This is a genomic window from Bartonella sp. W8122, from assembly GCF_016102485.1.
Classification (GTDB): Bacteria; Pseudomonadota; Alphaproteobacteria; order Rhizobiales; family Rhizobiaceae; genus Bartonella; species Bartonella apihabitans.
This window is the reverse complement of record NZ_JACFOO010000001.1, coordinates 142346-154661: the sequence shown is the minus strand read 5'-3', so window position 1 is coordinate 154661 and position 12316 is coordinate 142346. Positions and strand designations below refer to the sequence as shown.

The following is a 12316-nucleotide window of genomic DNA, read 5'->3' as shown; positions in this document are numbered from 1 at the left end:
GTCGGATCGCTGCTTTCGGGGCGCGTTCTGTCACAGTGATGCCACAGGTTACTGCAAAGATGAATGCAGGAGATTATGAATGACAAAGAAATGTGCACCCGCTTTCAAAATTATGTTTGCCGCTTTTGCTTTTGCAACCTCCGGTGTGACGGCATCGACAATGATACTTCCTCCGGCTTTTGCGCAGAATACCAATTTGGCAGCACACGCACAGGATATTGCCAATCATTTTGCTGCAATACAAACAATGACGGGTGATTTCATCCAGTTTAGCCCGAAAGGCGAAATGACCGAAGGAACGTTTTACCTTGAAAGACCGGGTAAAATCCGTTTCAGTTATAAAAATTCACCGGTACGTGTCATTACCGACGGCAAATCTGTTGCGATCAACAATCGCAAACTTGACACTTGGGATCTATACCAATTGTCGCAGACGCCCATGAAAATGTTGCTGGATACAAAAATTGATCTTTCGGACGGTAAGCTTCTAAACGTCAGTCAGGATCAAGGGTCAACGACAATTGTTCTTGCCGATAAGACATTGGGTAAAGGTCAAATTCGTATGATTTTTGACTCCAAGACTTACGAACTTTTGCAATGGACCATTGTCGACAAACAAAATCTTGAGACCACTGTGCAGATTACCAATGTTCGCACTGGTGTGAGATTTGCAAAAGGAATGTTCGATATTCCCTACCAGCGTATTTCGATGAAACGGAATGGCAATTGATGTTTGCCAAATTATTCCGATACTGAATAGAGCTTCGTTTTTATATATTAAACCGGAAATCTTGTATTTAACGGCTTGTTAAAGTTCTATTTTCTTTTATATACAATTTATCATATCGAATTTTAAATAGATTTATAATATTTGTTCTTATGGTTATACGAATTTATTGATTTTAAAATCGGTTTATATTGATATTTCTCTCATTAAGAACGTATTTTTATATTTTATAAAAGACACGATCGGTTTTGATAAACATTCGCAAACGACAGAACTGTCTTTCGGGATTGATATTGATCGCCGACAGTTCAGAAGGAAAACGGATGCTTTTTCAACAGATCGGGTTTTCAGAAACTTTGCGTTTTATTGATCTCATTCCTGATTGAAATGAGGACATCAGTGTACCGGTGTTGCTAAAACTGGATTTTCTCCGTTTTTGCGCTTAAAGAACCGGTAACCGCATATTTTCAATCAAGGTTAAAGTTTGATGAGTTTTTCAGTTGCAACGTGGAATATCAATTCGGTTCGTTTACGTTTACCTCTTATTCTTAAAGTTATAGAAAAAGAAAAACCGGATATTTTGTGTTTGCAGGAAACCAAATGTCCTGATGATAAATTTCCATATAAAGCTTTGCGTGCGGCAGGCTATGAACATATCGCTATTCACGGACAAAAAGGTTATCACGGTGTGGCAACCTTATCGTTGCGGCCTTTTGAAAATGTTGAAAAAAAGGAATTTTGCAACAAGCATGATTGCAGGCATATTGCAGTAACAATCAAAGCTGGCGATAAACATATCCGTATTCACAATTTCTATATTCCTGCCGGTGGTGATGAGCCGGACCCGGAAATCAATCCGAAATTCCGTCATAAGCTCGATTTTCTGGAAGAAATGAAAGCAATCAAAGCCGATATGGGCGACGGGCTTTCAAGCATTCTCGTAGGCGACCTCAATATTGCTCCTTATGAAAATGATGTCTGGTCGCATAAACAACTTTTGAAAATTGTCAGCCATACGCCGATAGAGACAAAAACATTGATTGATCTTTGTTCGCAAGGTGGTTGGGTTGATCTTATGCGCAAGAAAATTCCCGAACCGGAAAAAATTTTTACATGGTGGAGCTATCGGGCCAAAGATTGGGCCTCGTCCAACCGTGGACGCAGACTCGACCACATCTGGTCATCTCCGGATCTTGTACCACATATGCAGGAAATGGAAATTTTGACCGAGGCAAGAGGAATGGAAAAGCCGTCTGATCATGTTCCCGTCATCATGCATTTCGACCTTGCATAACAAAAAGTGAAATTCGTTGGTATTGATCTATTGCTTTTGACAAAACATGAACAAAATTTCACGAGATTTTCGCTTCTGTTTATGAAATAAGAAGCAAAATTAAAACCTTTGCCGTTTTATAATTTGTGATCGGAGCAGGAAAATAATGCAGAAAGGCTGTTTCAAAACTGTCGGCCGATCAACTTTTTCCTTGATTGCACTGACTTCAGTTTTGATGCTTTCGGGCTGCCTTGTCGGCCCCGATTATCAAAAGCCGATTTTCAAGCTCGATTCCAAATGGAGCGGCTCTTCACATGAAACACCGTCAACACCGCCGGAACTTGCAAACTGGTGGCAAAGACTGAATGATCCCATGCTTGATAAACTGGTGTCTGACGCGATTGCCGGTAACAATGATGTCCAGTCGGCAAAAGCAAGGGTGCGTGAAGCAAGAGCGACTTTGTGGCAAACAACCGGAACATTATTGCCAAGCATTGATGGTTCTGCTTCGGCCAACCGGAATAAATCGGCAGGGGGGCCCGAGCGCAGCCAGTATCGTGGTGGGCTTGATTCAAGTTGGGAGATTGATCTTTTCGGTGCCAACCGGCGCGCTGTTGAAGCGGCAAAATACGGTCTTGATGGTGCCAAAGAAGATATGCGCGCAACAATGCTGACCCTGATTGGAGATGTTGCAACCAATTACGCGGAAATACGCGGGCTACAACAGCAGATAGCACTGGCTCAACGCACCGCAATTGCGCAACGGCGCACCGCACAATTGACCAAAGATAAATTTGCCGCCGGCGCAGTTTCCCAGCTTGATGTATCCAATGCCGAAGGTCAAGCTGCCACCACGGAAGCCGGCATTCCACAAATGCAGGCCAATCTCGCAACAACAATCCACCGTTTGTCTGTTTTAACCGGCCAAAGCCCGACCGCTCTTAATGATATCATGGCAAAAACAGGTAAAATTCCTGAACCGAAATGGCCGATACCGGCGGGCGTTCCTGCCGATATTCTGCTGACACGTCCGGATGTTCGTCTGGCAGAACGCCAATATGCGCAAGCCACCGCCCGCATCGGCCAGAAGGAAGCAGACCGTTATCCGTCTTTGACGTTAACCGGCAATATTTCTACCGCTGCTACCCAGCCGGGTGAACTTGGAAAAAGTTCTTCAATAAGTTGGTCGGCCGGTCCGGGTTTAAGTATACCGATTTTTGAAGGTGGCCAGAGAATGGCTGCTGTCGAGGTAGCCCGTGCCCAGCGTGACCAATCTTTTGTCAATTATCGAAGCAGCGTATTGACCGCATTGGAAGATGTCGAAAATGCAATTGTGTCGATGAGCAAAGAAAGACAGCGTTCGGCAAAACTTGCCATTGCTGCCAATTCTTATGCCAAAGCACTGAGCCTGTCGCGTTCGCTTTATCAAAGCGGTAATACCAGTTTTCTTGAACTGTTGAATGCAGAACGTTCCCATTATTCATCCGAACAATCACTGATTGAAAGTCGGGTTTCGATTACCAAAGACTATATCTTGCTCATGAAAGCTTTAGGTGGCGGTTGGAATGGTGCGGTAGACGACACAAAGCCGGAAATTGTCGACGGCTATACAGGGCCTCACATCAGAAAAGTTGAAACAGAGAGCAAAACGCGATGAAAGCAAAAAAAACAGTCACCATTATCATTGCTGTGATTGCACTGATCGTGCTTTTGATATTTGTCCACTCGGCGTTTTTTTCGACGACTGCGCCAACCTATATGACGTCGAAGGTCAAAAGGGGAGATATTGAAGTCAGCGTTCTTGCCAATGGTACAATCAAGCCGCACCGGCTGGTGGCTGTTGGTGCGCGCGCAACGGGTCGTATCGTTTCGATGAAAGTAAAGCCCGGAAGCATTGTCAAGCAAGGTGATTTACTTGCCGAAATCGATCCGACAACCCAGACAAATGATTTGAAAAGCAAGGAAGCAGCTCTTGCCAATTACCGTGGAAAACTTGCCGAGCAGGAAGCACAACTTGTTCTTGCCAAACAGAATATGACCCGCCAGCAAACGATGATCTCTTCGCATGCGGTTTCCAAAGCCGATTTCGATGATGCCGATGCGCAAGTCAAAATCCGTGCCGCACAGATCGACCAGTTGAAAGCCCAGATTGTGCAGGCGGAAGTTGATGTCGAGACCGCCAAAGTCAATCTCGGTTATACGCGTGTAACGGCGCCGTCCGATGGTACAGTTCTTGCCACGGTTGTTCAGGAAGGTCAGAACGTTAACGCCGTTCAGTCGGCACCGACGATTGTTATTCTCGGCGATTTGTCGGTCATGACTGTTCGTGCCGAAATATCCGAAGCCGATGTCATCAATGTCAAACCCGGTCAGGATCTTTATTTCAATGTTTTAGGCAATCGTACGCGGCGCTATGAAAGCCGCTTGGAAAAAATCGAACCGGCACCTGAATCCATCCGCAATGATATCAGTTTCAATTCATCCTCGACGGCTTCTTCGAGCTCGTCGACTTCACAGGCCATTTATTATAATGGCACATTCAATGTGCCGAATGATGATGGCGTTTTGCGCACTTATATGACTGCCGAAGTTCATATAATTCTGGGACGCGCTGAAAAGGTGCTGCTTATACCGAGTGATGCATTGAACGATGTTTCGGGTAAACAAGCGGTGGTCAATGTTCTTGATCAAAACGGCAGGCTTGAAGCCCGCGATATTGAAACCGGATTGAATAATAAAGTTATGGTCGAAGTTGTTTCCGGACTTAAAGAAGGTGAAACCGTTGTAACCGGTGTCAGCAACGGCACCATGCCTTCGACTTCCGGAAGCCATCATCGCGTGGGGCCGTTCTGATTGATGGAAAACACTCACAAAGACGCGGTCATTGTTCTTGAAGATGTCGTACGTGAATTTCCGGCAGGTGAAAGCAAAGTACGGGTCTTGAAAGGTATCAATCTGACTATCCGACGCGGAGAAATGGTGGCCATTGTCGGCGCATCGGGGTCGGGAAAATCGACATTGATGAATATTCTCGGCTGTCTCGATCGGCCGAGTTCGGGAAGTTACAAAGTTTCCGGTAAAGAAACCTCGCAACTTTCCGCTGATGAACTTTCGTCTCTTCGTCGCGATCATTTCGGTTTCATTTTCCAGCGCTATCACTTGCTTGGCGAGTTGACAGCACTTGATAATGTTGAAATTCCGGCAATTTATGCGGGGCGTTCTCCACACGAAAGAGAAAGGCGTGCAACAGCGCTTTTACAACGTCTCGGTATGGGCGAGCGCATCACCCATCGTCCGGGACAACTTTCCGGTGGTCAACAGCAACGTGTTTCGATTGCGCGTGCATTGATGAATAATGGCGAGGTTATCCTTGCCGACGAGCCGACGGGAGCACTTGATAGTCATAGCGGTGAAGAAGTCTTGCGCATTCTGGAGGAAATCCACGCAGAAGGGCGCACAATCATTATCGTAACGCACGATATGTCGGTCGCAAAAAAAGCCGAACGGATTATCGAAATCAGCGACGGGGAGATTTTGTCGGATAAACCCAACCGCCCGACAGAAGTAGCCACTGGCCATGCCGACGAAGTTGCAACAGAAGTCGTGAGCAACAAAAAAATCGGAATGTTGAGATCATTTCTTGACCGCTTCCATGAAGCTTTCCGCATGGCTTTGTTGTCAATGAATGCGCATCGTATGCGCACATTTTTGACCATGCTGGGGGTGATTATCGGTATTGCTGCCGTGGTTTCCATGGTTGCTTTGGGAAATGGTACGCAAAAACAGATTCTTGAAAACATCAATAGTCTGGGAAGCAATACCTTGAATATCTTTGCCGGAAAGAGCTTTGCCGATATGCGATCGGGCAAGGTTACGACATTGGTCGATTCCGATGCAATAGCACTTTCCGAACAACCTTATGCCGATGCTGTAACACCGACTGTCACGACATCGTCTACTGTCCGCTACGGGTCGATCGAATCGAATGTGACGGTTTATGGTGTAAGCGACCAATATTTCAAAGCACAAGGCGCAAAACTGGTTGAGGGACGATTATTCGATTCCGAAAGTGTGCTTTCACGTGCAACCGATCTCGTGGTTGAAAAACAGGCTGTGCCAACGCTTTTTCCCGATAGTCACGAAAGTCCGATCGGACAGGTGGTTCTGGTTGGAAAAGTTCCCACCCGTATTGTTGGTGTCATAGAGTTGCAACAAATGGGACCGCCTTCCGATACTTTGCAACTTTATTTGCCATATACAACTGTGCAGACACGCTTTCTCGGCAACAAGACCGTACGCTCCATTACATTGAAAGTTGCCGACAATGTCGATTCCCGGTTGGCCGAGGCTGCGGTTAAACGTTTTCTCATTATGCGGCATGGCACAGAAGACTTTTTCATTCGCAATTCCGAAGAATTTCGTGAACAGGTCATTGCAAGCACGCAAGTTCTGACTTTGCTGGTTGCCTCCATTGCGTTGATTTCGCTTCTGGTGGGGGGCATAGGTGTGATGAATATCATGTTAGTTACCGTATCCGAGCGAATCAATGAAATTGGTGTGCGGATGGCTGTGGGCGCACGTCAGAGTGACATTCTCCAGCAATTTCTGATAGAATCTGTCCTTGTTTGTTTGATCGGCGGTGCCTTGGGTATTTTGCTCGGTCTTTCTGTCGGGTGGATTTTTGCCGTGAGCGGCGCACCGTTTAAACTTGTTTACTCGATGGGTTCAATTATTATAGCTTTTGTTTTTTCCACGCTTATCGGCATCGGCTTCGGTTTTCTGCCTGCACGCAATGCCTCTAAACTTGACCCTGTTGCCGCTTTATCGCGCGACTAGCCGCATCGATTTGAATTGACGCGTTGATAAATATTGAATTTGAAGGAAGTCTAAAGTGTCAAAAACCACTCCGGCAACCGCCTTTCTTGATCATAACCATATCGAATACGAGTTTATCACCTATCACTATGACCAGCATGCTGATCGTGTCGGCCTGCAGGCAGCAGAAGCTGTTGGGGCTGATCCGGAAACCGTTTTCAAAACATTGATGGTCAGCGTTGACGGTAAACCCCATGTTGCGGTTTTGCCATCCGATCAGGAAGCCAATATGAAAAAACTCGCCGCCGCTTTTGGTGGAAAACATGCCGAAATGTTAAGCGTCGAAGAAGCCGAAAAACTTACCGGCTACAAGGTGGGTGGTATCTCGCCTTTCGGACAAAGACGGCATTTACCAACAATTTTCGAAAAAACAGCTGAATTGTTCGATAAAATCTATATCAATGGCGGTGGACGCGGTTTTCAGGTCAAGATGCATTCGAAAGATGCCATTGCTGTTCTTTCGGCCAAAGTTGCCGATTTCAAGCGCTGAACACTCAAAACTGATTGTCATTCCGTTATCATTTTGCCAATTGTCGAACATGTGGCTTTGAAAGAACCGGTTTAAAAAATTGCGTCTTTATCAGAAATAGGCTCTAAGCTCCGCACCGATGAATTTGATATATTCGCTTGCAAGCAATCTCAATTCGCCTAATTGACGGAGCAGGCTTTGTTCTCCTGTTCCGTCGCTAATCGGATAGGCGATGAAGTCTATCTCAGGCATCAAGCGGTTCAATTCGCGTAACGAACGCGGCATATGATAATCGTTGGTGACGATATAGACCTTTTGATAGTGATTTTTTCTTATCCAGTCGGTCGCCTCTTCGGCGTTTCCGATTGTATTGACAGCTTCGTGCCCGAGATCCACACAACACTCGAATAATTGCGGGTCACTATGGGTCACACGTATTAAGGCCTGACTATTGGTGGATGGATTGACACCGCTGATCAACAGTCTTTTGCCAAGTCCTTTGCCGAGCAGATCAAGACCGGCTTCCATCCGGCTTTCACCGCCAGTCAGCACAATAATTGCGTCAGCAACCGGAAGCGGATCCGGTGGAGCGAGACGGGATATTTTTTCACTGAAATAGAAAAAACCGCTGCCGAACAGAATAATGCAGACGAGAATAAAAATACTGACCGGTGGCAAATGTTTGAAAAAACGCCTTTTCCAACGCAATAATCTGATCTGGCGAAGCTTTTTCCGCTTCTGCACTGGATCTGCCAATTGCGCATATAAGGTGTATTCGCTCATCGTTAAAATAACTCGCTTTCGCTACGGTCAATAGATTTTAACTGGCTTAAAATGGTGAGGCGGCTCGTCATCATCGTCAGTAAAGAGACGAAGCTCACAAGAATAAATATCTTGATATAACTCGACAGGCCAAGACTGAAATGGCCGAACAAGGCCGATGTCTGGTCGCCGCCAGGTGTACCGGAAACAAAGCCTGACCAGAACGAAAAAGCAATAAAGACGATAATGGCGGAGAGGCCGCCGTAACAAGCTCCTTTGAAACCGGTCTTGAAAAAATGCAAGTCGAACTGACGGGCGATAAAGCTTGATTCCGCACCGATGAAATGCAGCACTTCGACAATGTGCTGATTGGCTGAAAGGGCGCTGCGCGTTGCAAATATAATCGTAAGGGTCAATGCCGAAATGACGAGCGCCAATATGACCAGTCCGATAATAATGGTTGCATGTGCCATTGTGACGAGCCGGCTGATTGCGTTGCGATGATCGTCAAAACTTCCACCGGGTATTTGTGTTGCAATGGCATCGCTTATCATACCGAAATCGACCGGCACAGAATCATCAAGCGTCACGACAATAAGACGCGGAATAGGAAGCTCGTTCAATTCCAGTCCGGTTCCAAGCCACGGTTCGAGAAGACGTTCTGTTTGGGTGCGGTCGACGATTTCGGCAGATTTTACACCCCGAAAGCTTTTGGCGAGTTCTACAGCATATTTTAAAGTTTTTTCTATATCAAGGCCATCAGTCGGACGGATTTGAATAGTGGCTTCTCTTGAAACCTGATTTTCCCAATTATGCGCCGAATGACCGATAAGATCCACGCCGCCAATAGCCAGAGATGCGAGAAACGTCATGATAGCAATCACAACGACCAAGGCTTGTCCCGAAACATCACCCGCCGGAACAATCGATGTTTGAGCGGTTGGGCTTTTCCGGAACCAGAATTTTTTGAGCGGTTCAGTTGAGGAAAGCTTAGTCATAAAGTTCCAGCCTTCCATCGTTAAGAATCATGCGACGCGCATCGACCTGCTCCATCAGATTGACATCGTGGGTTGCAATAATCACAGCAGTTCCCGAACGGTTAAGCTCGATAAAAAGCCGCAATAGTCTGCGGGCAAGGACAGGGTCGACATTACCGGTCGGTTCATCTGCCAATAAAATTTCGGGCTGGTCAATCAAAGCACGGGCAATCGCGGCGCGTTGTTTTTCTCCGCCGGATAGAACAGGAGGCAATACGTCCATGCGTTCACCAAGTCCTACCCATTGCAGAAGCTCTTCTACCTCGGCCCGATAGGTTGCTTCTTCACGCCCCCTCACACGTAAGGGAAGCGAAACATTTTCATATGTTGTCATGTGATCAAGCAGGCGGAAATCCTGAAAAACAATACCAATTCTCTGGCGCAATTTCGGCATATCCTGCCGTTTCAAAAGGGCAGTATCATGGCCGAATATATTGATAAGGCCGCGCGTCGGTTTTAATGCCAGAAACATCAACCGCAACAATGTTGTTTTGCCGGCACCCGAAGGACCAGTCAAAAACTGGAATGATCCGTGCGGAATATAAAAGCTTATATCACGGAGGACTTCCGGCCCCATGCCATAACGCAAGCCTACATTTTCAAAACGAATCACTGTTAATTTACCTATTCTAACCGCAGAAATTTTATTCGGTTTTGCCCTGTGAGCCGCTATTGTCCTTCAGAGGCATTCATTGCCAACTCTTGAAAGGTCCTTGACCGGAGGACCCAATTTTTCCTATCCTTGATGAATATGGTTAAGTCGCGGTTAAAATTTGGCGGTGACAATTGCTTTCTTAACGCGATTGTCTGTGTTAGGCCACGGCCTTAAAAATTTATATGGATAATAATATGCCCTTGATAGATGGAAAGTCGATTGATGTTCTGTTTTCGGAACAAGACATTGCCAAACGCAATCGTATAATAGCAACTGAAATTGCAGCTAAAAAACCCCAAAACTTGCTGGTTTTACCGATTTTGAAAGGGTCATTTATCTTTGCTGCCGATCTTATCAGAGAGCTCCATCGCGCTGGTGTCACCTCGACTGTCGAGTTCATAACAATTTCAAGCTATGGCGCGGGCCAAGAAAGCGGAGAGATCAGACTTCTTCATGATTTTGACAGCGATATTACAGGACGCGACATTCTTTTAATCGACGATATTCTGGAATCGGGAAAGACACTGAAATTTGTTCGCGATCTTTTGAAAACGCGTGGAGCCGGACGCATTTTTATCGCGGCCCTCCTTGATAAGGCGATGCGCCGTCAGGCCGACATTGAAGCGGATTTCGTCGGTTTTCCCTGTCCTGATCAATTTGTTGTGGGCTACGGAATGGATGCGGGCCACGCATTCCGCCAGCTTCCTTTCGTCGGTGTCATTCATAAATAAATGCATAAAATTTCATAACACCGGATAATCTTTCCGGTAACCATCATAATGAAATGTCCGATAGCGCGTCTCACAAATTTTTCTGATAAAACACTGGCGCGAGACCGACATTGCTGCCAAATCCCATTTTGTTTTTTTGTGTTTATCTGATCATTGAAATCACCGGATAGGCAGGAATATCTGATAACCGGTCAGTTTGTCAGCAATGATAAAATGCTTGTCCGGATTTTTTTGAGGTGCACTGCCAAAGTCGGCTGTCCTATGTGCCAAGCTCCGGAAATAGGGAATGTTGGCCGATTTGCGTTTCCCGTCCATTCAACAAAATAATTTGTGCCAGCAAATATTGTTCAAAATCGCTACTCCGAAATGAATCTGTTGCATTTTTTCCAAAGGTCACGTTGATTTATCAACCAGGAAAATTCTCTGCTGTTCGAGGCGCTTTTAGTTCAAAGGAGAAACCTTCCGGCGCATATTTCAATTCGGCATGTCCGTTGAAACGGGCTGGCAAAAGACGCTTTATCAGTTTGCTGCCGAAACTGAGCTTTGTTGGCTGACTAACTGTCGGGCCACCTTTTTCACACCACGAAAAATGGAATTCATCCTTATCGAGAGTCCAGTTAATTTCAACGATTCCGCTTTTTGAGGACAAAGCACCATATTTGACAGCATTGGTGCTCAATTCATGAAGTGCTAAAGCCATGGACAACGCTGTTTGTGGCGAGAGTGATACGGGCGGACCCGATATGATGAACCTTTTTTTGGTTTTGTCATGGATATCAAGACTGCTTTCGACAATTTGTTTGAGGTTGGCACTGTTGGTTGCACCTTGTGTCAAAATATCCTGTGCATGGGCAAGTGCATTCAGCCGTACCGAAAAATCCTGTAATGCTTTTGTCACCGATGTCGATTCGGTGAGAGTTTGATTGGCAATGCTCTGAACAATTGCCAAAATATTTTTGACACGATGGGCAAGTTCACCTGAAAGCAGTGCCTGTTTTTCTTGTGCGTCGCGCCGCTCGGTCACATCCTGTAAAACACCCAGGATTCGATGTTTCATCAACTTGCCAACGTCTTTTGGAGCAGCTTCCGCCCAATAACCGATCCAGCGTAATTGTTTGGTATCAGCCCTTTTGATCTGGAATTCCAAATGTGTAATCAGACTTTCATCTTGTCTCGTTTGCAACATTTGTTTTGCAATCTGTTCCGGATTATCGACGATGACGGAATAAAAGTCATTCAAGGGAAGTTCCTCGCTTTCCTCGAATCCCAGAAGTTTTAAAAATTGCGGTGTCGCTTCAATTATTTTGCGATCACGGTCAATTTCGAAAGCACCGATGCCGGCAGCCTGCTGGGCGAGCCGCAACCGTTCTTCACTCAACCTTAATGTTTCGGAATGACGTTGTTCGTCTGTACGATCGCGGACAATTTTTAAGAATCCCTGCTGCTTCCCATCATCGCTATAGAGGGCTTGAAGATCTCCCGATGCCCAGAATGTGGTACCATCTTTTCTTTGGTGAAACCGCTCGACAACGTCTATCCGGTGCAAACTTGCCATTTGTTGGCGCGTTTCGGGAAGCCTGTTCATCCTGTCTTCTTCTGTGAAAAGAACATCAAGCGGTTGACCGATTATTTCTTCCGGTTTCCAGCCGAACAATTTTTCGGCGCCCGGACTCCAGCTGACAATAAGCCCGTTCATGTCAGCCGTTAATATTGCATAATCCAGGGCATTATCGAGAATAAGCTGGTTACGCCACTCCTGTTTTTCAACACGTTTCATCGTGGTTATA

At 45.9% G+C, this 12316-nt stretch carries 11 protein-coding genes; 7 read left to right on the top strand and 4 right to left on the bottom strand.

Annotated elements, in window-relative coordinates; all coding sequences use genetic code 11:
• The first annotated feature begins 112 nt into the window (after positions 1-112).
• The 6 genes from H3S83_RS00735 to ybaK all read left to right on the top strand — a co-directional run bounded on the left by H3S83_RS00735 (position 113) and on the right by ybaK (position 7365).
• Positions 113-730, top strand: coding sequence for an outer-membrane lipoprotein carrier protein LolA (locus tag H3S83_RS00735; RefSeq protein WP_370541268.1), 618 nt, complete (start codon positions 113-115; stop codon positions 728-730).
• A gap of 484 nt (positions 731-1214) precedes the next feature.
• Complete coding sequence (gene xth / locus H3S83_RS00730; protein ID WP_198238630.1) at positions 1215-2021, top strand: exodeoxyribonuclease III; 807 nt, start codon at positions 1215-1217, stop codon at positions 2019-2021.
• A 145-nt stretch (positions 2022-2166) separates the two neighbouring features.
• The gene (locus H3S83_RS00725) at positions 2167-3657 is read left to right on the top strand and encodes an efflux transporter outer membrane subunit (protein WP_198238629.1); all 1491 of its coding nucleotides are present in this window, start codon (positions 2167-2169) and stop codon (positions 3655-3657) included.
• Positions 3654-4853, top strand: a complete 1200-nt coding sequence (locus H3S83_RS00720; protein ID WP_198238628.1) for an efflux RND transporter periplasmic adaptor subunit — start codon at positions 3654-3656, stop codon at positions 4851-4853. The genes H3S83_RS00725 and H3S83_RS00720 overlap by 4 nt, the downstream gene beginning before the upstream one ends.
• A 3-nt stretch (positions 4854-4856) precedes the next feature.
• The gene (locus tag H3S83_RS00715; protein ID WP_198238627.1) at positions 4857-6836 is read left to right on the top strand and encodes a MacB family efflux pump subunit; all 1980 of its coding nucleotides are present in this window, start codon (positions 4857-4859) and stop codon (positions 6834-6836) included.
• A gap of 55 nt (positions 6837-6891) precedes the next feature.
• Positions 6892-7365, top strand: coding sequence for a Cys-tRNA(Pro) deacylase (gene ybaK / locus H3S83_RS00710; RefSeq protein WP_198238626.1), 474 nt, complete (start codon positions 6892-6894; stop codon positions 7363-7365).
• Between the two features lie 90 nt (positions 7366-7455).
• Here ybaK and H3S83_RS00705 read toward each other — a convergent pair whose 3' ends face one another.
• From H3S83_RS00705 to ftsE, 3 genes are read right to left on the bottom strand one after another with little or no spacing between them, the layout of a single operon-like run.
• Positions 7456-8127: a YdcF family protein gene (locus tag H3S83_RS00705; protein ID WP_077973136.1), complete on the bottom strand. Its 672-nt coding sequence runs from the start codon at positions 8125-8127 to the stop codon at positions 7456-7458.
• Between the two features lie 2 nt (positions 8128-8129).
• Positions 8130-9104: an ABC transporter permease gene (locus H3S83_RS00700; RefSeq protein ID WP_210327903.1), complete on the bottom strand. Its 975-nt coding sequence runs from the start codon at positions 9102-9104 to the stop codon at positions 8130-8132.
• Complete coding sequence (ftsE, locus tag H3S83_RS00695) at positions 9097-9756, bottom strand: cell division ATP-binding protein FtsE (RefSeq protein WP_077973134.1); 660 nt, start codon at positions 9754-9756, stop codon at positions 9097-9099. Before ftsE ends, H3S83_RS00700 begins: the two co-directional genes overlap by 8 nt.
• Before the next feature lie 236 nt (positions 9757-9992).
• Here ftsE and hpt point away from each other — a divergent pair, with 236 nt between their 5' ends.
• Entirely contained in the window at positions 9993-10529 is a 537-nt protein-coding gene (gene hpt, locus H3S83_RS00690; protein WP_198238625.1) for a hypoxanthine phosphoribosyltransferase, read from the top strand.
• A 406-nt stretch (positions 10530-10935) separates the two neighbouring features.
• On the opposite strand, the gene H3S83_RS00685 is transcribed toward hpt, so the two are convergent.
• On the bottom strand, positions 10936-12306 hold the full coding sequence (locus tag H3S83_RS00685) for a sensor histidine kinase (RefSeq protein WP_198238624.1): 1371 nt from the start codon (positions 12304-12306) through the stop codon (positions 10936-10938).
• Positions 12307-12316: the final 10 nt, after the last annotated feature.

Excerpts from the sequence above, each read along its gene's own strand:
- H3S83_RS00705 (WP_077973136.1), bottom strand. The coding sequence starts at position 8,127 with ATGAGCGAATACACCTTATATGCGCAATTGGCAGATCCAGTGCAGAAG.
- hpt (WP_198238625.1), top strand. The coding sequence starts at position 9,993 with ATGCCCTTGATAGATGGAAAGTCGATTGATGTTCTGTTTTCGGAACAA.
- H3S83_RS00720 (WP_198238628.1), top strand. The coding sequence starts at position 3,654 with ATGAAAGCAAAAAAAACAGTCACCATTATCATTGCTGTGATTGCACTG.
- H3S83_RS00715 (WP_198238627.1), top strand. The coding sequence starts at position 4,857 with ATGGAAAACACTCACAAAGACGCGGTCATTGTTCTTGAAGATGTCGTA.
- H3S83_RS00685 (WP_198238624.1), bottom strand. The coding sequence starts at position 12,306 with ATGAAACGTGTTGAAAAACAGGAGTGGCGTAACCAGCTTATTCTCGAT.
- H3S83_RS00725 (WP_198238629.1), top strand. The coding sequence starts at position 2,167 with ATGCAGAAAGGCTGTTTCAAAACTGTCGGCCGATCAACTTTTTCCTTG.
- xth (WP_198238630.1), top strand. The coding sequence starts at position 1,215 with ATGAGTTTTTCAGTTGCAACGTGGAATATCAATTCGGTTCGTTTACGT.
- H3S83_RS00735 (WP_370541268.1), top strand. The coding sequence starts at position 113 with ATGTTTGCCGCTTTTGCTTTTGCAACCTCCGGTGTGACGGCATCGACA.
- H3S83_RS00700 (WP_210327903.1), bottom strand. The coding sequence starts at position 9,104 with ATGACTAAGCTTTCCTCAACTGAACCGCTCAAAAAATTCTGGTTCCGG.